Here is a 24,851-nt window from a genome sequence, read left to right as displayed (position 1 = left end):
GCCAGGAGGGGCGCCGGTCTGGCAGCGACTGCATGGTCAACCCTCCTGGGCTGTTGACCAGGCGTAGGCGGGGTCGGTCGTGAGGAGGTGGTCGTGGCTGCCGCGGGCCATGACGGTCGCCGGGGCAGCGCCCGCGATCGTGGGGGGCGTGCGGCTCCCGAGCAGCACGACCTCGTCGGCGGCCGCGAGCGGCGTCAGCCGGTGGGTCGCCAGCAGGACCGCCCGCCCGGTCTCGCGCGCGTGGTCGGCGAGGGTGCGGACCAGGGCGTCCGCGGTCTGGCCGTCGAGGTGCTCGGCGGGCTCGTCCACGAGCAGCACCCGGGCGGGCGCAAGAAGCGCCCGCGCGATCAGGAGCCGACGGCGCTCGCCGCCCGAGACCGCCGCCGCGTCCGTGCCGACCAGGGTGTCCAGCCCTTCGGGAAGCGCGGCGAGCCAGCCGCCCAGCCCGACGGCGACGAGCGCGCCGACTGCTTCGGCCTCCGTCACGTCGCCGCGCGCGACCCGCAGGTTCTCCAGCACGCTGGTGTCGAAGACGTGCCCGTCCTCGGCGACGAACAGCCTGTCAGCGGAGACGTTCCGCAGGACGCCGGATGCCCGGCGACCCGGAGCGCCGTCCTCCTCGCGGGCCGCGGGCCGCGTACCCAGCGTCCCCGTCAGGGGCGGGATCAGGCCGGCCGCAGTCATCAGCAGCGTCGTCTTGCCGACGCCGGACGGTCCCGCCAGCGCCACCACCGACCCCGGGCGCAGCGTGAGGGACACCTGCTCGACGACGGCATGCGGCCGGCCGTCGCCGTCGGGCCAGCCGGCGGTCACGCCGTCGAGCACGAGCAGCGCGCCGCCGTCCGCCTCGTCGGATCCCGCCCCGGTGCCGACCCCGATGCCGGACGCCGAGATCACCGGGGCGACCGCCTCGTCCGGCGAGGGCAGCAGCTCCAGCAGCCGTCGCGCGGCCTCCCGCGACCGGTGCAGCTGGATCGCCGCCGCCGGGAGTCCGGCGGTCGCCTCGAACACGGCGAGCGGCGTCAGCACGATCACTGCCAGCGCCTCCACCGACAGCGAGCCCGACAGCGTCGCCGGGATGCCCAGCGCGATCGAGGCGAGCACCGCGAGACCCTGCGCCAGCGCCCCCAGGGCCGCGGCCACCCCGGACGTGCGGGCGCCGTCGTCCGCGACGGCGGACAGGCGGGCGTCGGCGGCGTCCAGGTCGGCCAGCCGCGCGTCAAAGCGCCCGGAGACGCGCAGCGGCGCCGACTCCTCGAGGATCTCCAGGGACAACGCGGTCACCTCGCCCCGGGCAGCGGCGCCCCGCGCCTCCGTCCGTGCGGCGGACCGGGCCGCGAGCCACGGCGTCACCACCCCGGCCAGCACCAGGCACAACGCCAGCGCAACCCCCGCCGCGGGCAGCAGCACACCCAGCAGGATCACCGAGCCGAGCGACGTCACCACCGCGACACCCGCCGGCACCATCGAGCGGACCACCACGTCGCCGACGTCGTCCACGTCCTGACCGATCCGTGCGAGGAGCTCGCCCCGCCGGACCGTCACCGGACGGTCGTCGGCGGCGAGCCTGTCGTACAGGTTCGCGCGGAGCGCCGCCATGCCACGCAGCGCGACGTCGTGCGACGCGAGGCGCTCGCAGTAGCGCAGGACGCCGCGCCCGATCCCGAACGCCCGCACCGAGACGACCGCCACCGAGAGGGTGAGCACCGGGGGCATCTGCGAGGCCCTGGCGACGAGCCAGGCGGCGACCGCCGCGAGCCCGATCGCACAGGCCAGGGCCAGGACGCCGAGGCCGATCGCCGACGCGACCTTGGCCGGCCGGACCTCCAGCAGCGGCAGCACGCGGCGCAGCGGATCGGCGGTGCCCGTGGTCAGGCGCGGTGCCGGAGCGGTCGGTGTCGGGGCGATCCGTGCCGGAGCGCCCTGCGTCGGGATGTTCATCGTGCCTCCGGGTCTGCCGCCGAGCGGACGTCGATCACCTGGTCGGCGAGCCCGAGCAGCGAGCTCCGGTGCGCGACGACGAGCACGGTCCGCCCCGCGTCGCGCCACGCACGTACGGTCTCCAGCACCGCCTGCTCGCCGCGCGCGTCGAGGTGCGCGGTCGGCTCGTCGAGGATCACGAGCGGCTTGGTCGCGGCGTCGTCGAGCAGGGCCGACGTGAGCGCCACGCGCTGACGCTGGCCCACCGACAGGCCCACGCCGCCGAGCCCGACCCGCGTGTCCCAGCCGTCCGGGAGCGAGTCGACGACGACGCCGAGCCCGGTCAGCCGCGCCGCCTCGGCAAGTGCCGCGTCATCTGCCACCGGCTTGCCGTCCAGCACGACCTCCCGCAACCGCCCTGGCGGCAGCGAGGGGCGCTGCGGAACCCAGGTCAGCGACCTCCACCAGCCCTCCAGCCCGCCTGCCGGAAGATCGGCAAGACCCCGGAATACACCCGTGGGGTCGACCAGTCCGACCCGCCCGTCATCCGGCGCCAGCAACCCGAGAGCCACGAGCACAGCGGTCGACTTGCCCACCCCGCTCGGCCCCCGCAGCGCGACGACCCGCCCGCCCTCGGCGGCACCGGATCCGAGCGGCACCCGAGCCGACAACCCGGACGGCGCGACGACCCCGCGCCCAGCGGCCCGCACGGACACCCCGTCAAGCACGAGCTCCCACCCCGCGACCCCGGCCCCGCCGTCCGAACCTGACCCGCTGTCCGCACCCTCCGACCGGACGGGACCAGAAGAAGGTCCAAGAAGCGCGAACGCCCGAGAAGCCGCGGCCACGCCGTCGACCGACGCATGGAACTCCGCCCCGACCCGCCGCAGCGGCAGGTACACCTCGGGCGCCAGCACGAGCACGGCGAGCGCCGGCTGCAGCTCCATGGCGCCCTCGACGAGCCGCAGCCCCACGCCGACGGCGATGATCGCCACCGACAGGGTGGTGAGCAGCTCCAGCACCATCGAGGAGAGGAACGCGATCCGCAGCGTGCCCATGGTCGCCCTGCGGGACGCGTCGCCGAGCGCGCGCACCCGCTCACCCGGCCCGAAGGACCGCCCGAAGGCGCGGAGCGTCGGCAGCCCGGCGACGAGGTCGAGCACCTGGGTGCCGAGCCGTTCGACGGTCGCGAGCCGCCGCTCCGACGCTCCAGCGGTCAGCCGCCCGACGAGCACCATGAACACGGGCACGAGCGGCAGCGTGACGACGAGGATCACCGCCGACACCCAGTCCAGGCCCAGCACGACGGCCACGAGGGCCGGCGTGAGCAGCGCCGTCAGCACCAGCTGCGGTACGTACCGCACGAGGTACGGCTCGAGCGCGTCGAGCCCGCGGGTCGCCAGGGTCGCGACCTCCGCCTCCGGGCTCGCGCCGTTCCCGCTGCCCGACGCCGGAGCGCCGGACCCGACCGCCGTCGTCCCGCCGACCGCCGTCCCGACCGCCCGCGGGCCGCGCAGCGCCCAGGCCTCGACCACGGCGTGCCGCAGCTCGGCGATGGTCCGGGCGGCGGCGCGCAGCGCGTACCGCTCCTGCGCCCACGCGACGGCGGCCCGCCCGGCGATCACGAGCGCCAGCCCCGCGAAGGACCGCGCCATCGCCGGCCCGGACGTGCCGTCCCCGAGCACCACCGGTGCCAGCAGGTCCGCGATGAGCAGGGCCTGCGCGACGATCAGCCCGGCCGCGGCCACGCCGAGCCCGACCGTGAGCACCACGTACCAGCGTGCCGTGCGGACCTGCCGCAGCAGCTGGGGGTCGATCGGTTTCATGCGTTCGTGCTCCATCTGTTCAGAACGCCGAGTCCTTGATCTTCTTCCAGGTGAGGCCGGCCGGTGCGGGGATGTGGTCCACGGTCAGCCGACGCCTGAACACCCAGTACGTCCATCCCTGGTAGAGGATCACCAGCGGTGTCAGCACCACTGCCACCCACGTCAGGATGGTCAGCGTGTACGGGGTGGACGCCGCCTCGGCGATGCTGAGCGCGCTGCCGCCGTCCAGACCCGGCAGCACGTCGGGGAACATGGACCCGAAGATCAGGACCACCGCGGCGATGATCGTCACGGCGGAGAGCCCGAACGCGTAGCCCTCGCGCCCCGCACGGTTCGTCCGCAGGACGCCGATCAGGGCCAGCCCACCCACGATCACTACCGCCCAGGTCCAGGCGGGCGCGAACGCGATCTGCGTCCAGCCTGCCCAGACCCCGGCGACGGCCAGGGCGACCACCGTCAGCACCCCGGCGAACCGGCGGGCCCGCGCCCGGATCGCGCCGTCGGTCTTGAGCGCCACGAACACCGTGCCGTGCAGCAGGAACAGCACGAGCGTCGTGAGGCCGCCGAGCAGCGCGAACGGGTTGAACAGGGCAGAGAGCCCGCCCACGTACTGGTGCGCGTCGTCGAGCTGGAGCCCGCGGACCAGGTTCGCGAACAGCACGCCCCACAGGATCGCCGGGGTCCAGGAACCCACCTGGATCGCGATGTCGCAGCGGCGCGCCCAGACGGCGTCGGAGATCTTGCCGCGGTACTCGAAGGCGACACCGCGCACGATGAGCGCCACCAGGATGGCGAGCAGCGGCAGGTAGAAGCCCGAGAGCAGGGTGGCGTACCACTCGGGGAACGCCGCGAAGGTGGCGCCCACGGCGGTGATCAGCCACACCTCGTTGCCGTCCCAGACCGGGCCGATGCTGTTCACCAGCACCCGTCGCTCCTTCTCCCGGTGCGCGGCGTCGCCGCGGGGCAGCAGCGACATCAGCATGCCGACGCCGAAGTCGAAGCCCTCGAGCACGAAGTACCCGGTCCACAGAATTGCGATGATGACGAACCACACGATGGCGAGGTCCACGGTCACGTCCTTGTCTCTCTGGCAGTCAGGTCAGGTCAGGTCAGTAGGCGAAGGAGAGCGGACGGTCGGTCTCGTCGCCGGCAGCTTCGGGCGACTCGTCGCGCACCGTCGAGGGCACTCCCTCGATCGCGTACCGGTGGATGAGCCGGTACCAGATCACGCCCAGCACGCCGTAGAGCACCGTGAACACGACCATCGAGGTGATGATCATGCCGGGGCTGACCACCGTGGAGACGCCCTGCATCGTGAGCAGCCGGATCTGGTCGATGCCGGTGGGATTGGGGGCGACCACCCAGGGCTGGCGCCCCACCTCCGTGAAGATCCAGCCGAACGACGAGGCGAGGAACGGCGTGGGGATCGCCGCTATGGCGATGCGGGCGAACCAGGGGTTGTCACTGACGCGGCCGCCACGGGTGAACCACAGGGCGGCCAGCGCGAGCAGCGCCGATCCGGCGGCGAACCCGATCATGAGCCGGAAGCTCCAGTAGCTGGCGGCGAGGTTGGGCGTGTAGGAGATGGGGTTCCCGGCCTCGTCCGTTGCGCCGTACCGCTCGGCGTACTGCTCCTGCACGTCGTTGACGCCGGGCAGGTAGCTGTCCTCGCCCGAGAACTTGCCGGTGCCGAGGTAGCTCGACAGGCCGGGCACCTCCAGGATGTGTCGCACGCCCTCGCACGAGTTCGACAGGTCACCGATGGTGAGGATCGAGAAGGGGGCCGCTTCCTCGCCCTCGCACAGCGCCTCGGCCGAGGCCATCTTGCCGGGCTGCTGCTCGAACATCAGCTTGCCCTGGGCGTCGCCCGTCAGAGCGACGCCGGCGCCGGAGACCAGCATGACGACCGTGCCGAGGATGACCGCGGGCCGGTAGACGTTCCGGGCGAGCTCGACGGACTCGGGCCGCTTGGTCCGGACCAGGCGCACCATCCACCAGGCGGCGATCCCGGCCACGAACGTCCCGGCCGTCAGGAAGGCGGCGGCCACCGCGTGGGGGAAGGCCGCCCAGAGCGTGTTGTTGCCGAGGATGGCCCAGATCGACTCCATCTCGGCGCGACCGGTCTCGGGGTTGTACCGCGCCCCCACGGGGTGCTGCATCCACGAGTTGGCGGCCAGGATGAAGAAGGCCGACAGGTTGACCGCGACGGCGACCGCCCAGATGCAGGCGAGGTGCACGCGCTTGTTCAGCCGGTCCCAGCCGAAGATCCACAGACCGAGGAACGTGGACTCGATGAAGAACGCGGCGAGGGCCTCCATGGCGAGCGGCGCCCCGAAGACGTCGCCGACGAACCGGGAGTACTCGCTCCAGTTCATCCCGAACTGGAACTCCTGCACGATGCCGGTGACGACGCCGAGCGCGAAGTTGATCAGGAGGAGCTTGCCGAAGAACTTCGTCAGCCGTAGCCAGCGCTCGTTCCCCGTACGTAACCAGGCCGTCTGCATCACGGCCACCAGGGGTGCGAGGCCGATCGTGAGCGGCACGAAGATGAAGTGATAGACGGTGGTGATGCCGAACTGCCAGCGTGCCAGGTCGAGAGCTTCCACTCCGGGCTCCTGTGGTGTCTCCGAACGGCTCAGTCCCTTGGACGCGAGGCCTGATGTGCCAGGTCGGGGCGCTGCTGGGGAGCGGATCCGTTGCTTGTGAATGTCTTCACAAGGCACATTACATGGAGTTCGGCCTCGTTCTGCTCGTCCGGCACGCGACCTGCGTCACGCCTTGGGCTCGGGCAGGGCGTGGGTGATCTCCTGTGCGATACTTGACGAACCCGCGTAGGCCCACATCCCTGCGCGGCCTGCAGAGTCCAACACTGCCCGCGATCCGCACGCGGTGCCGCTGTCACGACAGAAAACGTGGCCGCAGGCGTCCGCGAAGATCGCAGGAACAGGGCCGCAGACCGAGACTTCCGCCCGGGTGGGTCGCTTCGCCGCGATGCACAGCCGGACGACCGACCGCCTGGCGGTCCGCGTGGTGTGGGGCGGGCGCCGGCTACAGGAGCACCTCACGTGACGCCTTCCAGCACCACTGGTTCGACCATCGGGTCACAGGATGATCACGACGCATCTGAGGCGAACGCCCAGGTCACCACTGGTGGGGAGGCTCCGGCAGGTACGACGCCGGCCAAGCGCCCGCGTCGCCGTGTCACCAGGTCCGTCGTCTCGACGGCGAGCGTCGAGCCCATCGTCGTCGGTTCGTCCGGCCCCGCGGAGACCCCTGCCGAGTCCCAGCCGGTGACCACCGGTGGTACCGCCGTCGTGTCGACCTCCGCGACCGCTGAGCCCGCCATCAAGCGCCCGCGCCGTCGCGCCACGCGGGGCGTCTCGTCCCCTACGGCTCCCGCTGTAGCCGAGCCGACGGCGGCCGAGCCGGCCGCCGAGGCAGTCGTCGAGCCCGCCGTGGTGAGCGAGCCGGTCCCGAGTGAGACAGATGTCACTGTCGAGCCCGTGCCGGCAGCCGAGCCCGAGACCGTCGAGCCGGAGGCTGCCGTCGAGGAGCCTGCCGAGGCACCCGCCGAGGAGGCGGCGCCGATCGACATCGTGCTGCCAGAGCCCGCGGCGACGCCCGTCGACGCCCCGGTGCGCGGGATCGCGAGCCTTGACGACATCATCCTGCCCGGAAGCCCGACGGCGGAGGCCGAGAAGTCGGCTCCGAAGCGTCGTACCCGGAAGAAGGCGGAGCCCGTCGCAGAGGTTCCGGCCGAGCCGGCCGCCGAGGCAGTCGAGGCCGCCCCCAAGCGTGCCCGGTCGCGTCGCAAGCCCGTCACCGCCGAGCCCGTCACCACGGAGCCCGTCGTGGAGCCCCCCGTGGCCCCGGTCGCCGAGGCGCCGGTCGAGATCCCGGCCGCCGAGGTGACGCCCGAGCCTCCGACGTCCGAGGTCGAGCCCGAGGTGCAGGCCGCAGAGGCGCCGAGGACCCGTGGCCGCCGCAGCAGCCGCCGTCCGGCAGCGGAGCCCGCCGTGGCCCCCGCGGCCGAGACACCTGCTCCTGAGGCGCCTGCCGCCGAGGCACCCACGCAGCCCTCGGTCTCGCCCGCCGCGACGACGTCGGGCACGCGAGCTCCGCGGCTCGCCACCACCGCGCTGCTCTTCCAGGCGCCCGACGAGTCCGCCGCTCGCCGCTCGCGGCGTGCGCAGGCACCCGCCGGGCCGCCGCGTCCGCAGGACCTGACGCCGACGTTCGCCCGCCCGGTCACTCGCCCTGTCGAGCCGGCCGTCGAGGCGCCCGTGCGTGCGGCAGAGCCTGCTGTCGAGCTGCCCGCGGAGCCGCGCTCCGAGCGGGTGTCCGAGGCCAGGACGGAGCCCCAGGCGGCAGCCGAGGCCCCGGCCGAGCCCAGGGCGCGCCGGTCCGGTTCGCGCCGGGCCGTGCGTCGTACCGGCGGACCCAGCATCGAGCCGGCCGTGCGGCCGGAGACGCAGGAGTCGGCCCCGAGCACGCAGGCCGATGCCGTCGAGCCTGCCGCGGACGCGTCCGTCGCGGCGCCCGTCCGTGAGACGAGCGCTGCCGTGCCGTACTTCGTCGCGGCCGAGCTGAGCGAGGACGACGCCGCCGCCGTGGACGAGGTCGGCGCGATCGAGGACGAGCTGGCCGCCGAGGGCGTCCAGCTCGAGGAGCTCGCCCCGGCGGACTTCGAGGAGTACGACGACGAGGAGGTGCGCCCGTCGCGCCGCCGTCGGCGTCGGGGTGGACGCGGCCGTCGTGGCGGCCGCGCGAACCGCCTGGACGACGAGGACGACTCGGCGGACGAGGAGCAGGACGACGACTCCGAGGAGGACGCGCAGGCGCCCGACGAGGACGACGACGAGCAGGACTCCGCCGAGGACGCGGCCGACGGTGAGGGTGACGCCGAGGGCGAGGGCGGCAGCCGTCGTCGTCGCCGGCGCCGCCGGGGTACGCGGGGCGAGCGCGCCGAGGCGGCCGTCGTCCGCTCGACGCGCACCGGCACCGGCACCGACGAGGTCACCGCGCTCAAGGGGTCCACGCGCCTCGAGGCGAAGCGCCAGCGTCGCCGCGAGGGCCGGGACCACGGGCGCCGTCGCCAGATCATCACCGAGGCCGAGTTCCTGGCCCGCCGCGAGTCGGTGCAGCGGTCGATGATCGTGCGCGAGAAGGACGGCCGCACCCAGATCGCGGTGCTGGAGGACGGCGTGCTCGTCGAGCACTACGTCTCCCAGCAGTCGCAGGCGTCGATGGCCGGCAACGTGTACCTGGGCCGCGTCCAGAACGTGCTGCCCTCCATGGAGGCCGCGTTCGTCGACGTCGGCAAGGGCCGCAACGCCGTGCTGTACGCGGGTGAGGTCAACTGGGACGCCGCGGGCCTCGAGGGGCAGCCGCGCCGGATCGAGCAGGCGCTGAAGTCGGGCGACTCGGTCCTGGTGCAGGTCACCAAGGACCCGATCGGCCACAAGGGTGCCCGGCTCACCAGCCAGGTCACGCTCGCGGGCCGGTACCTGGTGTTCGTGCCGGGTGGCGGCATGACCGGCATCAGCCGCAAGCTCCCCGACACCGAGCGTTCGCGCCTCAAGAAGATCCTCCGCGAGGTGGTTCCGGAGGGTGCGGGCGTGATCGTGCGCACCGCCGCCGAGGGGGCGAGCGAGGACGAGCTGCGCGCCGACGTCGAGCGCCTCCAGGGCCAGTGGGACGCGATCCAGGAGAAGTCGAAGAAGGCCAACGCCCCGGCTCTGCTCCAGGGTGAGCCGGACATGGCCATCCGCGTCGTCCGTGACATCTTCAACGACGACTTCTCGTCGCTGGTGGTGCAGGGCGAGGGCGCGTGGGACGAGATCGCGCACTACGTCGAGGAGCTGGCTCCGGACCTGCGCGAGCGCGTGTCCAAGTGGGTCGAGAACACCGACGTGTTCCACGTGCACCGGGTGGACGAGCAGCTCGCGAAGGGTATGGACCGCAAGGTCTGGCTGCCCTCGGGCGGCTCGCTGGTCATCGACCGCACCGAGGCGATGACGGTCGTGGACGTCAACACCGGCAAGTTCACCGGTGCCGGCGGCACGCTCGAGGAGACCGTGACGCGGAACAACCTCGAGGCGGCCGAGGAGATCGTGCGGCAGCTTCGCCTGCGCGACATCGGCGGCATCATCGTCATCGACTTCATCGACATGGTGCTCGAGTCCAACCGGGACCTGGTGCTGCGCCGTCTGGTCGAGTGCCTCGGCCGGGACCGCACCAAGCACCAGGTGGCGGAGGTGACCTCGCTCGGCCTGGTCCAGATGACGCGCAAGCGGGTGGGCCAGGGCCTCGTCGAGGCGTTCTCCGAGACCTGCGAGCACTGCAAGGGCCGCGGGTTCATCGTGCACGAGGAGCCCATCGAGAAGTCGGGCAACGGCACGGGTTCGGGCGGGGCGCCCGCGTCGTCCGACGAGGGCCCGCGCGCCGCACGCGCGCGCCGCAAGCGCGGCAAGGAGGGCAAGGTGGCTCCCGTGCTGGAGACCACGCCCGTCGTGAGCCTGCCCGAGGAGCGGTCGGAGGCCCGCGAGGCCGTCAAGGCCACGCTCGCCACCATCGCCGCGGCCGCGCAGCATGCGCACGAGACGAAGGAACCCTCGGACGACGGTCCCGCCACACTGGACGAGATCCAGCTGCCGACCGCCGGTGCGTCCGGCACGGCGTCCGCGAGCTCCGGCTCGGCGGCTTCTCCTGACTCACCCGACCCTGACTCGCCCGACTCCGCGGGATCGCCGGCGGACGCAGCGCGGTCGGCGAGCGATGCGCCGGAGGGGGGCTCCGACGCTGGGCAGTCGGAACAGCCCAAAGGAGCTGGCGACGAGGTCGCCTGAGCAGAAGAAGGGTTTCTGGGCGAGGCTGCTCGGCCTCTGACCTGATCCGGACGAGGGTCGCCACCGCGAGGTGGCGGCCCTCGTTTTTTGTGCCCGGACACTCCCGCCCAGATCTCCCTTGCGGAACCACCACGTTCTGTGGTTCATTAGTCGAGTAATGAACCAGGGAAGCAGTGAACCGCACGAGACTCGGAGATCCACGATGACGACTACCGCCGTACGGCCGACCGCTACCCGACTGGGGTACGTCGACAACCTGCGGGTGCTGCTGACCATGCTGGTCCTGGCGCACCACAGCGCCCTGACCTACGGCGCGCTCCCGCTCTGGTACTGGACCGAGCCGAGCACCAGCCCGTCCGGCATCGCGCTGATGCTGCTGGTGATCGTGAACCAGCTCTATTTCATGGGTTTCTTCTTCCTGCTCTCCGGCCTGTTCGCCCCCGGGTCCGTCGACCGCAAGGGGCCCGGCGCCTTCGCCCGGGACCGGTTGCTCCGGCTCGGCGTCCCGCTGGTGGCCTTCTGGCTGGTGGCCCGGCCGGTGCTGTCCTTGCAGAGCTGGCCGGCCCGCCGCGCGGAGGGGGAGTCGTTCCTGCAGTTCTGGTTCACCGTCGGTGACGTCGGCCCGCTGTGGTTCGCTGAGGTGCTCCTGGTGCTGTCGCTCGCATACGCCGCCTTCCGCGCGCTGCGCGCCCGCTCGGCACGGTCGGGCATGGCGGACGCCGGTTCGCCGACGACTGTCGACGCCGAACCTCGTCCGGTCCGCTTCCGGGCGATCGCGGGGCTCGTCGCGATACTGACCGCCGTCACGTTCCTCTGGCGCCTCGCGGTCCCGTCCGGCACCTACTGGGAGCTCGCTGGCCTGCCCTCCCCGGCGTACCTGCCGCAGTACGTGATCCTCTTCGTGGTCGGCCTGCTCGCGGTGCGCCGCGGCTGGCTCACCGCCCTCACCGTGCGGCAGGGGCGCGTGGCGCTGGCCGTGGCCCTCGTCAGCCTGGGGCTGGCGCTCGGTGGCACCGCCCTCGCGACGACGCCAGGCGCCGGGCTGCTCGCGCAGCTGGGTGCGGGTCTCGCGGAGAACGTCTTCGCCGTCAGCACGATAGTGGCCCTCCTGGTCCTGTTCCGGGAGCGGTTCTCGGGCCAGCCCGCCTGGGCCCGCTGGGCGGCCCAGAACTCCTTCGCGGTGTACGTCATCCACCCGCTCGTGCTGGTCGGCGTCGCGATGCTCTTCGCGCCGCTGGCCGCCCCGGCCGGCGTGAAGTTCCTCATCCTGCTCGGCCTCTCGGTACCGCTGTGCTGGGGCTTCGCCCACCTGCTGCGGCGGATCCCGGGCGTCTCCAGGGTGCTGTGATGTGGAGGCTGGGCCAGCGGGGACTTCGGTCCCTTGCACCGGCCCATCCTTGACTTCGGTCACTTGCCATGAGATCGGTCAATCAACCGACCGATCTCATGGCAAGCGACCGAAGTCACGAGGCCTGGCTTGCAACCGACCGAACTCGGCGGACAGGCGATCCGGCAGGTCCAGCTGCGCCTCGTAAAAGTCTTCCGCCCGGTGCGGAGGTCCGGGGAGGATCGGGCGCGTGCCACCCGAGATCTACTCCCGAGGCGTGACCGCCACCGGATTGGCAGTCGCCCTTCGCGGCTGGACGGCTCCCGCCTAAACGCTTTCCGCGCCTGGTTGCGGCCAGAGCACGACTGGCATCGCTGGGACGGTCCCTACTACCCGGTCCTGGCCAGCGCCGAGGCCGACACGTTCGTCACGTCGCTCGGACGAGACAATGGGCTGGCCTGGTCGCCGTCGCCGTCGCCGTCGTCACGGCCGGACGTTGAGCACAGCAGTAGCTGCCAGGATCGGGGGCAGCCGCACAGCAGCCGCTGTGCTCAACGTCCGGGTACGCCGCCGTCGGGCAGCCAAGCACTCCCGCCTCGCCGGCTGGTGGTCGACGTCGGCGGCGAGCTCGTCGGGACCGTGGCGTGGTACTGGGAGTCACGCGAGACCGAATGGGCACGCATGGGCGTCACCGTGTACGACCCGGCCGTGCGGGGCCGGGGGATCGGGCGCACCGCGCTCGCGCTGTGGACGACCTTCCTGTTCGCGAGCACACCATGGGTGCGGCTGGACTTCGCGACATGGTCGGGCAACGAGGCGATGCTCGGGGTCGGGAAGGCGCTGGGCTTCGTGGAGGAGGCGCGGTTCCGCCAGGCCAGGGTGGTCGACGGTGTGCGCCACGACTCGGTGGTCATGGGTGTGCTCCGCGGCGAGTGGCAGGAGCTCCCGGGGCGTCAGTCGGCCGCCGACAGCCGCTCGTAGAACTCGGCGATCGTCCGGGAGAAGAGCTCCGGCTCCTGCCGGTTCCACGGGTGGCCGACCCGCGGGACGATCCGCAGCTCGGCGTTCGGGATCGTCGCGGCGAGCTCCCGCGCCGGCGCGAGGTTGGCGATGTCGCGGCTGCCGCACAGGACGAGGGTCGGCGCCTGGATGCTCGCCAGCCCCTCGCGGAAGTTCACGTCCGCGACCACCCGGAGGGCCCCGAGCCACTGCGCCTTGGTCATGACCATGCGCTCAGCGGCGCTCTCCGGCAGCATCTGGACGATCGTCCGCTGGATCGCCATGAGCGCGGCAGGCGGGCGGACCTGGCTGCCCGAGAGCACGAGGGAGGCGACCCGCTCGGGAAAGTCGAGCACGAGCTGGGTTGCCGTCATCGCGCCGAGCGACAGGCCGCAGACGTGCGCCCGGTCGATCCCGTGCTCGTCGAGCAGGTCCCGCAGCGCGCGTGCCGCCCCCGCGAACGTGAAAGCGCCGGGCGTCGCCGCACGGTCGAGCCCGGGGATGTCCGGGGCCAGGCCCGTGAACCCGGCGGGCAGGGCGCGCAGCTGCGCCTCCCACGGATCGATGCCGGCGCCCAGCCCCGGCAGGAACAGTACGGTCTCGACGTCGGTGGCCATGCTCGTCAACGTAGCGGAGTGGTTGACTGGCGACCATGGAAGACGGCCTGGGCGCTGGGCGCCTCGAAGTGATCGCCGGCCCCATGTTCGCGGGCAAGTCCGAGGAGCTGCTGCGCCGGGTGCGGCGCGCCCGGATCGCCCGGCGCGGTGTGCTGGTGGTGAGTCACTCGCTCGACGCCCGCAGGGGGCTGGGCAGAGTGACCTCGCACTCGGGTCAGGGCGTGCCCTCGCACACGGTGTCGGACGCCGCGGAGATCCTCGCCCTGCTCGACGGCGCGACCGGTGCGGGGGCCGATGCCGGGACGGAGACCGAGCTCGTCGCGATCGACGAGGCGCAGTTCTTCGGCGCGGACCTCGTGCCCGTGGCCTCGGAGCTGGCCCGCCGCGGGCTCGTGGTGGTGGTCGCGGGGCTGTCCGTCACGTTCGACGGCCGGCCCTTCTCGCCCCTGCCCGAGCTGATGGCGCTCGCCGAGTCGGTGGAGAAGCTCACCGCCGTCTGCTCGGTGTGCGGCGCGGACGCGGCCTTCCACGTCCGGGTGCCCGGTGCGCCACCGGTACCCGCCACCGACAGCGACACGGACGACACGGGCGGCGCGCTCGTCCCGGTCGCCGCGCACGTCGGCGGCTCGGAGTCGTACGAGGCGCGCTGCCGTCGGCACGCTGACGAGCACGCCGAAGGGCGCGAGTGACCGGTGGACGCTGACGTCCTACCGGCCGCTCGCGCCCTTGGGCGCGGCAAGATCTGCTGCTGCCCCGAAGGTCAGACCTTGCGGAGCGAGTGGTACTCCGGGCAGTCGAACGGGTCGCGTGCCGCGAGCCCCACCCGGTTCAGGTAGTTGACGACGAGCAGGTACGAGTGCGCCAGGGTCGTCTCCGTGTAGGGGATGCCGAGGTTGGCGCAGTGCTCCCGGACGATCTCGGCGGTCTTGATGAGGTGCGGCCGCGGCATGCTCGGGAACAGGTGGTGCTCGGTCTGGAAGTTGAGCCCGCCCATGAGGATGTTCATGAAGCGGCCGCCCCGGATGTTGCGCGAGGTGAGCACCTGCTTCGAGAGGAAGTCGAGCTTGCTGTCGGCGGGGATGATCGCCATGCCCTTGTGGTTCGGGGCGAACGACGCACCCATGTAGACGCCGAAGACGGCCAGCTGGACACCCAGGAACGCGAAGGCCATACCGAGCGGCAGCACCAGGAACAGGATCGCGACGTACACGCTGAGGCGTACGGCGATGGTGACGAGCTCGCCCACGCGGGACCGAAGCGTCTCCGGCGGTCCCTGGAACAGCGACTGGATCGAGATGACGTGCAGGTTCAGGCCCTCAAGGGTCAGGAGGGGGAAGAACAGCCAGCCCTGGTAGCGGTTGATCCACCGCTTGAGCCCGCGGTGCTGGCGGACACCTTCCTCGGTGAAGGCGATCGTGTCGTTCGCGATGTCCGGGTCCTTGCCGACCCGGTTCGGGTTCGCGTGGTGCCGGGTGTGCTTGTTCATCCACCACGAGTAGCTGATGCCGACCACGGTATTGGCGAGGAAGCGGCCCAGCTGGTCGTTCCGGCGACCGGACTCGAGGACCTGGCGGTGCGACGCCTCGTGTGCGACGAAGGCGAACTGCGTCAGCACCAGGCCGAGCGCTCCTGCCATGAGGAGCTGGAACCAGGAGTCACCCAGCAGGACGAAGCCCGTGATGATCCCGCCGAGCGCGACGGTGAGCGCGGCGAGGGTCCAGGCGTAGTAGCGGTGCGCCCGGTTGAGCAGTCCGGCGTCGCGCACGGTGCGTGCCAGCGACGAGTAGGTGCTGGTCACCGGCTGCGCATTGGGGTCGCGCGGTTTCGTCGGGCGGAAACCGTCACGGACGAGGGGGGCAGCTTGGGCCATGTGGTCCTCACATGCTCGGTGTCGACTTCTCAGTCGGGGAATCGGACGATTTCGTCCATCGCGCAGATACCCAGGAGCCTACGGGACCGTAGGTTACGGTCGCGAGGGGCAGATGTGGACGCCTCGCGAAGGCCTTTAGACGATCTATTGACCTACGCTTGTCGATTCCATTCCGAATTGGCATTGAAAATCCGCTTTGCACGGATTTTCGCTCACGGCTCGGGATCCTGGATGAGTGGCACGAACCGGTACCCGCCGTGGTCGGTCGCACGGGTGCGTCCGTCGGGCAGCCGCTCGATGAGCAGCAGCGTGGTCCGGATGGGGATGACCATGCGGCCGCCGTACCCGATCTGGTCCACCAGGGCCCGCGGCAGCGCGGGCGCCGAGGCAGAGACGAGGATCCGGTCCCAGCCGTTGGGCCGGGGATGTCCGAGCATGCCGGGCGTGGCCTGCTCGATGCTCGCCCAGCTCATCTCCGTGCGTCCCACGTTGGCCGCGCCCCACTCGGCGAGCCGGCTGTCGCGCTCCACGCCGAGCACCGAGCCCTGGGGCCCGGCGAGATAGGCCAGCAGTGCGGTGGTCCAGCCGGAGCCCGAGCCGACGTCGAGCACGCGCGCGCCGAGCGGTACGCGCAGCAGGCGGAGCATGGCGGCGACCGTCGCGGGCTGCGAGGAGGTCTGCCCACGCCCGATGGGCAGCGGCCGGTCCTCGTGCGCGAGCGGCCGCTGGGAGCGCGGCAGGAACTCCCGGCGGGGGACCGCGCGCATGGCGCGTTCGATGTCGTCGTGCACTGCTACCGGTTCAGAGGCCATCGGGATCACCCGATCCCAGGGTAGGCACAGGCCGATCAAGGTCGCCAGGTGCCCGCCGGGGAGGTCGGGTGACCGGTTTGTGGCGGAGGGGCCGCGGCAGAGCGTGGCCAAGGCCACCCGCCCGTCGGTTTGAACCCGTCGAGGGCGTCGCGTAACCTAGTGCTTCGGTGTGCTGTCTGCGCACCCGTCCTGCGTGCCCATGGCGCATCGCACTCGACCGCTGCGGCGGAGCGAGTCACAGCAAAGCCGGTGGATTCCGTCGTGCGCGCACGCCAAGACTAGAGAGATGAGTTGAACGTGGTGTACGCGATCGTCAAGGCTGGTGGCCGTCAGGAGAAGGTGTCCGTCGGGAGCATCGTCGTCATGGACCGTGTCCAGGCGAAGCCCGGTGAGACCCTCGAGCTCCCGGCCCTCCTGCTCGTGGACGGGGAGAAGGTGACCACCGACGCGAAGAAGCTGGCGAAGGTCAAGGTCACCGCCGAGGTCGTTCGGGACGAGAAGGGTCCGAAGATCGTGATCCTCAAGTTCAAGAACAAGACCGGCTACCGCAAGCGTCAGGGTCACCGTCAGTCGCTGACCCGGCTCAAGGTCACCGGCATCAAGTGACTTCCGCTGCGGGCCTAGCGGCCCGCGCGTGATCCAGATACTTCTTCTTCTACTTCGTCCCGAAAGACAGGTCCTGAGATGGCACACAAGAAGGGCGCGAGTTCCTCGCGCAACGGTCGTGACTCCAACGCCCAGCGCCTCGGCGTGAAGCGCTTCGGCGGCCAGGTCGTGAAGGCCGGCGAGATCATCGTCCGCCAGCGCGGCACCCACTTCCACCCCGGCATCAACGTGGGCCGCGGCAAGGACGACACGCTGTTCGCCCTCACCCCCGGCGCCGTTCAGTTCGGTGCGCGTCGTGGCCGCAAGGTCATCGACATCGTGACAGTCGACGCCTGAGCCGGAGGTGAAGCGCAGGGTGAGGGCCGAGGAACGAGGCACTCGCCCGTAGCGCAACCGCAGGGTCAGGCGTCATGAATGACGCCTGAGTACCGGCTTCCGCGTAAGGGGGCGCACTGGTGACGGTGTGCCCCCTTCGCTTTTTTCTTGAGCGGCCCGTGCAGGGCTGCTCTGCCTGAGCAGTTTTTGAGAGGATCGAGACATGGCCAGCTTCGTAGACCGGGTGGTGCTTCATGCCGCCGGGGGAAACGGCGGGAACGGCTGCGCCTCGATCCGTCGCGAGAAGTTCAAGCCCCTCGCAGGGCCCGACGGCGGTAACGGTGGCGACGGCGGCACGGTGAAGCTGGTCGTCGACGCGAGCACCACCACCCTGCTCGAGTACCACCACTCGCCGCACCGTCGGGCGACGTCGGGTACCCAGGGGATGGGCGGCGACAAGGACGGCAGCAAGGGCGGCGACCTGATCCTGAAGGTGCCTGACGGCACGGTCGTGAAGGACCTGGACGGCAACGTCCTGGCCGACCTCGTGGGCGACGGCGCCGAGTACGTCGTCGCAGCGGGCGGCAAGGGCGGCCTGGGCAACCGGGCGCTGTCGTCGCACACGCGCAAGGCCCCCGGCTTCGCGCTGCTCGGCGAGGAGGGTGACGCCGCCGAGATCGAGCTCGAGGTCAAGACGATCGCCGACGTCGCGCTCGTGGGCTTCCCCAGCGCCGGCAAGTCGTCCCTGATCGCCGCGATCTCCGCCGCCCGGCCCAAGATCGCCGACTACCCGTTCACCACCCTGGTGCCGAACCTCGGCGTGGTGCAGGCCGGCCAGTCGCGGTTCACCGTCGCGGACGTCCCGGGCCTGATCCCGGGTGCGAGCGAGGGCAAGGGCCTCGGCCTGGAGTTCCTGCGGCACATCGAGCGCACGGCGATGATCGTGCACGTGCTCGACTGCGCCACCCTTGAGCCCGGTCGTGACCCGATCAGCGACCTCGACGTGATCGAGGAGGAGCTCGCCAAGTACGCCGGGGACATCGGCCTCGAGGGCGGCCGGGTGCCGCTCAACGAGCGCCCCCGGCTCATCGTGCTCAACAAGATCGACGTGCCGGAGGCCCGCGAGCTCGCGGAGTTCGTGAAGTCGGACCTCGAGGAGCGCGGGCTGCGCGTCTTCGAGATCTCGACCGCCAGCCACGAGGGCCTGCGCGAGCTGAAGTTCGCGCTGGCCGAGACCGTGGAGAAGGCCCGCGCCGCGGCGCCGCCGCCCGCGCCTGCCCCGGTCGTGCTGCGGCCGCGCGCCGTCGACGAGGCCAGGTTCACCGTGCGCCGCCTCGGTGGCGATGAGACCGGCTACTGGTTCGAGGTACGCGGGACCAAGCCGGAGCGCTGGGTCAAGCAGACCGACTTCAACAACGACGAGGCCGTTGGCTTCCTCGCGGACCGGCTCGCCAAGATCGGCGTCGAGGACGGGCTGTTCAAGGCAGGCGCCGTCGCCGGTGACGAGGTGCGTATCGGCGACCCGAAGAACGCCGTCGTCTTCGACTGGGAGCCCACGCTGCAGACCGGCCCCGAGCTGCTCGGCGGACGCGGCACCGACCTGCGCCTCGAGCAGAACGACCGGCCGACGCGTGGCGACAAGCGCCGGGAGTTCAACGAGCGGATGGACGCCAAGACCGAGGCCCGGCGCGAGCTGTGGACCGAACGCGAGGCCGGCCACTGGACGGACCCGGACGCCGAGTAACCACTCCGCCGAGGTAGTCATGGCTACCTCGGCGGGGCGGGCGTGACCGGTGCGTGAAATGACCGCGCGTCGCGGGCGGTAATCCGGCGAGGATGGGGGAGTGAGCTCCATCGAACCTTCGGCCAGCCCCCAGGACGCCCCGAGCGCCCGGTCCGTGATCGCCGGCGCCCGCCGCGTGGTGGTGAAGATCGGCTCGTCGTCCCTGACGGGCCCGGACGGGCACCTCGACGTCGGGGCGCTGCGCGGGGTCGTCGAGGTGCTGGCCGCCCGGCAGGCCGCCGGCACCCAGATAGTGCTGGTGACCTCCGGCGCGGTCTCGGCGGGCATCGGCCCGCTGGGTCTCGGCTCGCGGCCGCGCGACCTCGCCACCATGCAGGCGGCGGCGTCGGTGGGCCAGGGCCAGCTCGCCGGCCGGTACCAGGAGGAGTTCGCGGCGTTCGGGATCCAGATCGGCCAGATCCTGCTCACCGCCGAGGACACCGTCCGCCGCGCCCGCTACCGGAACGCGCAGCGGGCCCTCGAGCGCCTGCTCGTGCTCGGCGTCGTGCCGGTCATCAACGAGAACGACGCGGTCACCACCGACGAGCTGAAGTTCGGCGACAACGACCGCCTGGCCGCACTCGTGTCGCACCTCGTGCGGGCCGACGCGCTGCTGCTGCTGACCGACGTCGACGGGCTGCACGACGCGCCGCCGTCGCGCCCCGGTGCCCGGCGCATCCCGCAGGTCGACGACCTCGCCGAGATCGCTGGCGTCGAGGTGACCGCGCGCGGCAGCTCCGTCGGCACGGGCGGCATGGTCACCAAGCTGGAGTCGGTGCGGATCGCCACCGGTGCGGGCGTCCCCACCGTCCTGACGCTCGCGAGCAACGCGGCGGCAGCCCTCGCCGGGGACGACGTCGGCACCTTCTTCTCCGCCACTGGACGCCGCACGTCGGCGCGCCGGCTGTGGATAGCGCATGCGGCACGCACGGAGGGCCGCCTCCACCTGGACGCCGGCGCCGCGCGAGCCGTTCTCGGCGGCCGCGCCTCGCTCCTGCCCGCCGGGATCACGAAGGCGGAGGGCCAGTTCGACGCGGGTGACCCGGTGGAGCTCGTCGGGCCGGACGGCACGGTGGTCGCGCGCGGGCTCGTCGCCTTCGACGCGAGCGACCTCCCCGCGCTCCTTGGGCGCTCCACGTACACGCTCCGCGAGGAGCTGGGGGAGGGGTACGACCGCGTGGTCGTGCACCGGGACGACCTGGTGCTCGACCGGCCGACGGGCCAGCAGGCGCTTCCGTCCTCGTGAGCGTCCGCACCGCGGATTCGCCCTCCGTGATCGGCCCCGTCCGACGTACTCTCGACGCATGACGACAGTGAGCCAGGACGAGGCGACGCGTACCGGAGGCGACACTCCCGGGGCGGCCACGCCGCCGCCGTCGGGCGCCGCGGAGGTGGACGTCACCGCCGCGGTGCGCGACGTCGCCCGGCGCGCGAAGGTCGCGTCGCGCACCCTCGCCACGGCGAACCGCATGACGAAGGACGCCGCGCTCGGTGCGATCGCGGGTGCCCTGGTGACCGCCGCGGACCGGATAGTCGCCGCGAACGCCGAGGACCTGGAGCGAGGACGCGCGAACGGGATGTCCGACGGGCTCCTGGACCGGCTCGCGCTGACCCCGGAGCGGATCGCGCAGATCGCCGACGCGCTGCGCGACGTCTCGGGCCTGCCCGACCCGGTCGGCGAGGTGGTGCGTGGGCAGACCCTGCCGAACGGCCTGCGCCTGCGCCAGATCCGCGTCCCGATGGGTGTGGTCGGCATGATCTACGAGGCCCGTCCCAACGTCACGGTCGACGCCGCGGGCCTGGCGCTGAAGTCCGGCAACGCGGTGATCCTCCGCGGGGGGAGCGCCGCGGCGGCGTCGAACGAGGTGATCGTCGCGGTGATGCGGGACGCCCTCGTCGCGCAGGGCCTGCCGGCCGACCTGGTCCAGACCATCGACGCGCACGGCCGGGCCGGCGGCGTGGCGCTCATGCGCGCCCGCGGCCTCGTGGACGTGCTGATCCCCCGGGGCGGCGCCGACCTCATCCAGACGGTGGTCCGCGAGTCCCTCGTGCCCGTGATCGAGACCGGCGTCGGCAACGTGCACGTCTACGTGGACGCGACCGCCGACGTCGCCATGGCCGTTGCGATCGTGATGAACGCCAAGACCCAGCGGGTAGGCGTCTGCAACGCCGCGGAGACGCTGCTCGTGCACGAGGACGCCGCGGCCGGCTTCCTCCCGGCGGCGCTCACCGCGCTGTCCGACGCCGGTGTGGTGCTGCACGGTGACCCGGCGGCCATGACCTTTGCCCCGGCCGGTGCCGACATGGTTCCCGCGACTGACGAGGACTGGGCGACCGAGTACCTCGCGCTGGAGCTCGGCGTCCGGGTGGTGCCGTCCCTCGACGAGGCGATCGAGCACATCCGCACCTGGTCCTCCGGGCACACCGAGGCGATCGTGACGCGCGACATCGCGGCGGCCGACCGGTTCGTCGCGGAGGTCGACTCCGCTGCGGTGATGGTGAACGCGTCCACCCGGTTCACCGACGGCGGCGAGCTCGGCCTGGGTGCCGAGATCGGCATCTCCACGCAGAAGCTGCATGCTCGTGGTCCCATGGGACTGACCGAGCTCACCACGACGAAGTGGGTGGTGACGGGCGACGGGCACGTCAAACCGTGACGGCCCGTCAGCGTCCGGAGATTTCCCCAGGATCTCCTTGCGGCCCAGTGCCACGATGTACAGGCCGCAATTCGTCCGTGAGAGACTAAAGCCCACCTGAGCACGTCCGACCGGGAGGAACCCCCGTGCTGCACAACGCTGTCCTGGCCGCCGAGGCCGCTACGGAGCACGCCAACGAGCCGATCGCACCGATCGTCCTCGGCCTGATCGCCTTCGGCTCCCTCGTGGCCGCGCTGGTCGTCACGTACGCGTTCCGCAACGTCGGCAACCGACACTGATTCGCCTGACGGGAGCCTGACGACCAGATGAGTGCACCCACGGTATGAGTGCCCCTACTGGGAGCAGGCCGCGCATCGGGGTGATGGGCGGTACGTTCGATCCCATCCACCACGGCCACCTCGTGGCCGCCAGCGAGGCGGTCGCCCACCTGGGGCTGGACGAAGTCGTCTTTGTCCCCACGGGCCGACCAGGATTCAAGCAGCAGCAGCGGGTCACCCAGGCCGAGCACCGTTATCTCATGACGGTGATCGCGACGGCGTCGAACCCCCGCTTCACGGTGAGCCGCGTCGACATCGACCGAGCGGGCCTCACCTACACGGTGGACACCCTCCGGGATCTGCGTCAGCAGCGGCCGGAGGCGGACCTCTATTTCATCTCTGGTGCGGACGCCATCCAGCAGATTCTTCGGTGGAAGGATTCCGAGAAGCTGTGGGACATGGCACACTTCGTCGCTGTCACACGGCCAGGGCACAAGCTCTCCGTTGACGGGCTTCCTCGGGACGGCGTGACGACGCTCGAGGTGCCTGCGCTAGCTATCTCCTCTACCGACTGCCGTCGTCGGGCCGAGGAGGGGTTGCCGGTCTGGTATCTGGTGCCTGACGGCGTGGTCCAGTACATCGCCAAGCACGGACTGTATCGAGGTCTTCACGATGAGTGACAACAATGGTCGTCCCATGACGCGCCGCGAGATTCGCGAGCGTGAGGCTGCCGCTGCGGCTGCAGCCGCAGGTGGTACCGGTGGCAGCGCCTATCCGCCCCAGGGCGGGCAGCAGCAGCCTCCGCACCGTGGCGCGCCCGCGCCCGCGCCCGAGGGTGGCTGGGCGCCGCAGAACCCGCCGGTCGCCCGGCCGCCGCAGGCGACAGGTGGCTCGCGCGGTGTGGACGCGACCGGTCGCCTGACACCCGTGCAGCAGCCTGGTGGCAACCCGCCGCCGTACGGCGCCGGTGCGCCCGGGCAGGGCCGGCCGGGTGCCGCGCCGTCCGGTCCCGGTGGCTTTGCTCCCGGTCGTGGCCAGCAGGTCTCGGGCCCCGGTGGGCCCGGCCAGCAGGGTCCTGGCGGACAAGGCCCAGGCGGACAGGGCCCGCAGGGCGGGCCGCCCAGCCCGTTCGGCGCCCGCCCGTCCGCCGCGCCCGTGCCGCCCGCCCCGCAGCAGGGTCGCTCGGGCAGGTTCGGCGGGCAGAGCGCCCCGCAGGGCCCCGGTCCCGGCATGCCCCCGGCTGCCGGTAGGCCCGGCGACCCCGGCCAGACGGCGCAGTGGGGTCCCCCTCCTTCCGGGCCCACCCAGTCGCCGTCGGGCCCGCCGTCACCGTTCGGGACGCGACCCGGAGCGCCTGCGGGCCTCGGTCAGCAGCGTCCCGGGAGTCTTGCCCCGCCGGCCGGAGGCCCGACCAGCGGCCCGATGGCGGCCGGCGCGCCCGCGCTGCCCTGGGAGTCGGCTGCCCCGGCGGCCCCGCAGTCGCTGCCGCCGGGCGGCGCGCCCCAGGCCCCCGGTTCCCCGTTCCCCGGGCGTCCCGGTGCGGGTGGCCCGGGCTCCGGCCCGGTGGGTGGTCCTGGACAGCAGTTCCCTGGCGCACCCGGTGGCCAGTTCGCTGCCGGCCCCGCCGCTCCGTCCCGTTCTTCCCGCCGTGAGGTGGAGGAGGAGTGGGACGAGGAGGAGGACGAGGGTCCGCAGTACACCTGGCTGCACTACATCATCCTGGTGGTCGTGGCGTTCGTGCTGGGCCTCCTGATCTGGAACCTGGTGCTCAAGGGCGACAGCAGTATCGATGCGGATCAGGCGGCCGCCATGCTGGGCAGTCTGTCGGGCAGGTTGCCCGGCTTCAACGGAGGAGATGCGGCATGACCGCTACGGAGCGGGCCACAGAGCTCGCGATCATCGCTGCGCGAGCCGCGAGCAGTGTCAAGGCGCAGGAGATCATCGCGCTCGACGTGAGCGAGCAGCTGGTGCTCACCGACGTGTTCCTCATCGCGTCCGGTGCGAGCGAGCGTCAGGTCTCGGCGATCGTCGACGCGGTCGAGGAGCAGCTCTTCAAGGAGGGCGTCAAGCCGATCCGGCGGGAGGGCAAGGCCCAGGCGCGCTGGGTGCTCATCGACTTCGGTGACGTCGTCGTGCACGTGCAGCACGCCGAGGACCGCACGTACTACGCGCTCGAGCGGCTGTGGAAGGACTGCCCGGCGATCGACCTCCCGGAGGACGCCCAGGGCGGCGGCGACACCGGCGAGTACAGCGACCCCGACGACGGCGCCATCTACCTGGCGGGGGACTCGCGCCGGTGACAGCTGGGACGGTAGTGCTGCTGCGCCATGCGCGCACCGCGTACAACGCGGGACTGCGGCTGCAGGGTCAGATCGACATCCCGCTCGACGAGGTCGGGCGGTGGCAGGCGGAGCAGGGCGCCACGGCCCTCGCGGCGTCGCACAAGGCTTCCCTCGTGGTCGCCAGTGACCTGGGGCGGGCCCGGGACACGGCAGCCGCCTACGCGCGGCACGTGGGCCAGGAGGTCGTGACCGACGCCGGGCTGCGCGAGCGCTCGTTCGGCATCTGGGAGGGCATGACCGACGCCGAGATCGCTGAGCGCTGGCCGGACGAGCACGCGGTCTGGCGGAGCGGCGGCGAGCCGCCGGTCGAGGGGGTCGAGCCGAAGGACGTGGTCGCCCGCCGGATGGAAGAGGCGGTGCTGCGGCACGCCGCGGCGCTGAGCGCGGGGGACACCCTGGTGGTGGTCTCGCACGGTTCGGCGATCACCCAGGCGATCACCCGCCTGCTGGGCCTCGACCCGGCTACGTGGCGTGGGCTGCACGGCCTGCACAACGTGCACTGGTCGCACCTGCACGCGTCCGCCCCGGGCGCGGCACCGGCATGGCGGCTGGTCGCGCACAACGTGGGCGCCGGATACCCGCTCGACACCTGGCAGTCAGGGCCGGAGGCCCGGCAGTAGCTGCTTGAGTTCTTCGGCGGGTTGCCGGCGTGATCGAGCGCACGCGGGTTTT

The 24,851-nt window shown here is 72.0% G+C and carries 21 protein-coding genes; 14 read left to right on the top strand and 7 right to left on the bottom strand.

Annotation, left to right across the window (positions count from 1 at the left end; translation table 11 throughout):
• Positions 1–36: 36 nt before the first annotated feature.
• Genes cydC through AB0F70_RS12830 form a run of 4 tightly spaced genes read right to left on the bottom strand, consistent with a single transcriptional unit; the run spans position 37 to position 6,352 of the window.
• A complete protein-coding gene (gene cydC, locus AB0F70_RS12845; protein ID WP_357448430.1) occupies positions 37–1,941 on the bottom strand; it encodes a thiol reductant ABC exporter subunit CydC in 1,905 nt (634 codons plus the stop codon).
• Positions 1,938–3,746, bottom strand: a complete 1,809-nt coding sequence (cydD, locus tag AB0F70_RS12840; protein ID WP_357448428.1) for a thiol reductant ABC exporter subunit CydD — start codon at positions 3,744–3,746, stop codon at positions 1,938–1,940. The genes cydC and cydD overlap by 4 nt, the downstream gene beginning before the upstream one ends.
• Positions 3,747–3,765: 19 nt before the next feature.
• Positions 3,766–4,815 (bottom strand): cytochrome d ubiquinol oxidase subunit II, encoded by a 1,050-nt coding sequence (gene cydB, locus AB0F70_RS12835; protein WP_357448426.1) that lies wholly within the window; start codon positions 4,813–4,815, stop codon positions 3,766–3,768.
• A 40-nt stretch (positions 4,816–4,855) separates the two neighbouring features.
• Positions 4,856–6,352: a cytochrome ubiquinol oxidase subunit I gene (locus tag AB0F70_RS12830; protein WP_357448424.1), complete on the bottom strand. Its 1,497-nt coding sequence runs from the start codon at positions 6,350–6,352 to the stop codon at positions 4,856–4,858.
• A gap of 459 nt (positions 6,353–6,811) precedes the next feature.
• Between AB0F70_RS12830 and AB0F70_RS12825 the strand changes: the two genes are divergently transcribed.
• The 3 genes from AB0F70_RS12825 to AB0F70_RS12815 all read left to right on the top strand — a co-directional run bounded on the left by AB0F70_RS12825 (position 6,812) and on the right by AB0F70_RS12815 (position 12,902).
• Positions 6,812–10,594, top strand: coding sequence for an Rne/Rng family ribonuclease (locus AB0F70_RS12825; RefSeq protein ID WP_357448422.1), 3,783 nt, complete (start codon positions 6,812–6,814; stop codon positions 10,592–10,594).
• Between the two features lie 202 nt (positions 10,595–10,796).
• Positions 10,797–11,942 carry an acyltransferase family protein gene (locus AB0F70_RS12820; RefSeq protein ID WP_357448420.1) on the top strand — a complete coding sequence of 382 codons (1,146 nt, stop codon included), beginning with the start codon at positions 10,797–10,799 and terminating at the stop codon, positions 11,940–11,942.
• A gap of 201 nt (positions 11,943–12,143) precedes the next feature.
• Complete coding sequence (locus AB0F70_RS12815; protein ID WP_357448663.1) at positions 12,144–12,902, top strand: GNAT family protein; 759 nt, start codon at positions 12,144–12,146, stop codon at positions 12,900–12,902.
• Here AB0F70_RS12815 and AB0F70_RS12810 read toward each other — a convergent pair.
• Positions 12,875–13,537, bottom strand: a complete 663-nt coding sequence (locus AB0F70_RS12810) for an alpha/beta fold hydrolase (RefSeq protein ID WP_357448418.1) — start codon at positions 13,535–13,537, stop codon at positions 12,875–12,877. The two genes, AB0F70_RS12815 and AB0F70_RS12810, sit on opposite strands and share 28 nt — an antisense overlap.
• Positions 13,538–13,572: 35 nt before the next feature.
• Between AB0F70_RS12810 and AB0F70_RS12805 the strand changes: the two genes are divergently transcribed.
• Positions 13,573–14,226 carry a thymidine kinase gene (locus AB0F70_RS12805; RefSeq protein ID WP_357448416.1) on the top strand — a complete coding sequence of 218 codons (654 nt, stop codon included), beginning with the start codon at positions 13,573–13,575 and terminating at the stop codon, positions 14,224–14,226.
• Between the two features lie 71 nt (positions 14,227–14,297).
• Here AB0F70_RS12805 and AB0F70_RS12800 read toward each other — a convergent pair whose 3' ends face one another.
• Positions 14,298–15,335, bottom strand: a complete 1,038-nt coding sequence (locus tag AB0F70_RS12800) for an acyl-CoA desaturase (protein WP_357448414.1) — start codon at positions 15,333–15,335, stop codon at positions 14,298–14,300.
• 284 nt (positions 15,336–15,619) lie between these two features.
• A complete protein-coding gene (locus AB0F70_RS12795; protein WP_357448412.1) occupies positions 15,620–16,219 on the bottom strand; it encodes a protein-L-isoaspartate O-methyltransferase in 600 nt (199 codons plus the stop codon).
• Positions 16,220–16,516: 297 nt separating this feature from the next.
• Here AB0F70_RS12795 and rplU point away from each other — a divergent pair, with 297 nt between their 5' ends.
• The 10 genes from rplU to AB0F70_RS12745 all read left to right on the top strand — a co-directional run bounded on the left by rplU (position 16,517) and on the right by AB0F70_RS12745 (position 24,799).
• The gene (rplU, locus tag AB0F70_RS12790; protein WP_357448410.1) at positions 16,517–16,825 is read left to right on the top strand and encodes a 50S ribosomal protein L21; all 309 of its coding nucleotides are present in this window, start codon (positions 16,517–16,519) and stop codon (positions 16,823–16,825) included.
• Positions 16,826–16,903: 78 nt separating this feature from the next.
• Positions 16,904–17,161, top strand: coding sequence for a 50S ribosomal protein L27 (gene rpmA / locus AB0F70_RS12785; protein WP_357448409.1), 258 nt, complete (start codon positions 16,904–16,906; stop codon positions 17,159–17,161).
• Between the two features lie 202 nt (positions 17,162–17,363).
• The gene (gene obgE, locus AB0F70_RS12780) at positions 17,364–18,884 is read left to right on the top strand and encodes a GTPase ObgE (protein ID WP_357448407.1); all 1,521 of its coding nucleotides are present in this window, start codon (positions 17,364–17,366) and stop codon (positions 18,882–18,884) included.
• A 109-nt stretch (positions 18,885–18,993) separates the two neighbouring features.
• Positions 18,994–20,169, top strand: coding sequence for a glutamate 5-kinase (gene proB / locus AB0F70_RS12775; protein ID WP_357448661.1), 1,176 nt, complete (start codon positions 18,994–18,996; stop codon positions 20,167–20,169).
• A gap of 58 nt (positions 20,170–20,227) precedes the next feature.
• Positions 20,228–21,580: a glutamate-5-semialdehyde dehydrogenase gene (locus tag AB0F70_RS12770; RefSeq protein ID WP_357448405.1), complete on the top strand. Its 1,353-nt coding sequence runs from the start codon at positions 20,228–20,230 to the stop codon at positions 21,578–21,580.
• A gap of 125 nt (positions 21,581–21,705) precedes the next feature.
• A complete protein-coding gene (locus AB0F70_RS12765; protein WP_165827280.1) occupies positions 21,706–21,858 on the top strand; it encodes a hypothetical protein in 153 nt (50 codons plus the stop codon).
• Positions 21,859–21,902: 44 nt separating this feature from the next.
• The gene (nadD, locus tag AB0F70_RS12760) at positions 21,903–22,517 is read left to right on the top strand and encodes a nicotinate-nucleotide adenylyltransferase (protein WP_357448402.1); all 615 of its coding nucleotides are present in this window, start codon (positions 21,903–21,905) and stop codon (positions 22,515–22,517) included.
• Complete coding sequence (locus tag AB0F70_RS12755; RefSeq protein ID WP_357448400.1) at positions 22,510–23,703, top strand: hypothetical protein; 1,194 nt, start codon at positions 22,510–22,512, stop codon at positions 23,701–23,703. The genes nadD and AB0F70_RS12755 overlap by 8 nt, the downstream gene beginning before the upstream one ends.
• The gene (rsfS, locus tag AB0F70_RS12750) at positions 23,700–24,137 is read left to right on the top strand and encodes a ribosome silencing factor (RefSeq protein ID WP_357448398.1); all 438 of its coding nucleotides are present in this window, start codon (positions 23,700–23,702) and stop codon (positions 24,135–24,137) included. The genes AB0F70_RS12755 and rsfS overlap by 4 nt, the downstream gene beginning before the upstream one ends.
• Positions 24,134–24,799: a histidine phosphatase family protein gene (locus AB0F70_RS12745; RefSeq protein ID WP_357448396.1), complete on the top strand. Its 666-nt coding sequence runs from the start codon at positions 24,134–24,136 to the stop codon at positions 24,797–24,799. The genes rsfS and AB0F70_RS12745 overlap by 4 nt, the downstream gene beginning before the upstream one ends.
• The last annotated feature ends 52 nt before the right edge of the window (positions 24,800–24,851 follow it).

Origin of the sequence: Promicromonospora sp. NPDC023805, assembly GCF_040639635.1 — a bacterium.
Lineage (GTDB): Bacteria > Actinomycetota > Actinomycetes > Actinomycetales > Cellulomonadaceae > Promicromonospora.
This window is presented reverse-complemented; position numbering and strand designations above follow the sequence as displayed.

Coding starts and splice junctions, on each gene's coding strand:
- obgE (WP_357448407.1), top strand. CDS start 17,364: ATGGCCAGCTTCGTAGACCGGGTGGTGCTTCATGCCGCCGGGGGAAAC.
- AB0F70_RS12820 (WP_357448420.1), top strand. CDS start 10,797: ATGACGACTACCGCCGTACGGCCGACCGCTACCCGACTGGGGTACGTC.
- AB0F70_RS12795 (WP_357448412.1), bottom strand. CDS start 16,219: ATGGCCTCTGAACCGGTAGCAGTGCACGACGACATCGAACGCGCCATG.
- cydD (WP_357448428.1), bottom strand. CDS start 3,746: ATGAAACCGATCGACCCCCAGCTGCTGCGGCAGGTCCGCACGGCACGC.
- nadD (WP_357448402.1), top strand. CDS start 21,903: ATGAGTGCCCCTACTGGGAGCAGGCCGCGCATCGGGGTGATGGGCGGT.
- AB0F70_RS12770 (WP_357448405.1), top strand. CDS start 20,228: ATGACGACAGTGAGCCAGGACGAGGCGACGCGTACCGGAGGCGACACT.
- AB0F70_RS12805 (WP_357448416.1), top strand. CDS start 13,573: ATGGAAGACGGCCTGGGCGCTGGGCGCCTCGAAGTGATCGCCGGCCCC.
- rsfS (WP_357448398.1), top strand. CDS start 23,700: ATGACCGCTACGGAGCGGGCCACAGAGCTCGCGATCATCGCTGCGCGA.
- cydC (WP_357448430.1), bottom strand. CDS start 1,941: ATGAACATCCCGACGCAGGGCGCTCCGGCACGGATCGCCCCGACACCG.
- AB0F70_RS12810 (WP_357448418.1), bottom strand. CDS start 13,537: ATGGCCACCGACGTCGAGACCGTACTGTTCCTGCCGGGGCTGGGCGCC.
- rpmA (WP_357448409.1), top strand. CDS start 16,904: ATGGCACACAAGAAGGGCGCGAGTTCCTCGCGCAACGGTCGTGACTCC.
- AB0F70_RS12755 (WP_357448400.1), top strand. CDS start 22,510: ATGAGTGACAACAATGGTCGTCCCATGACGCGCCGCGAGATTCGCGAG.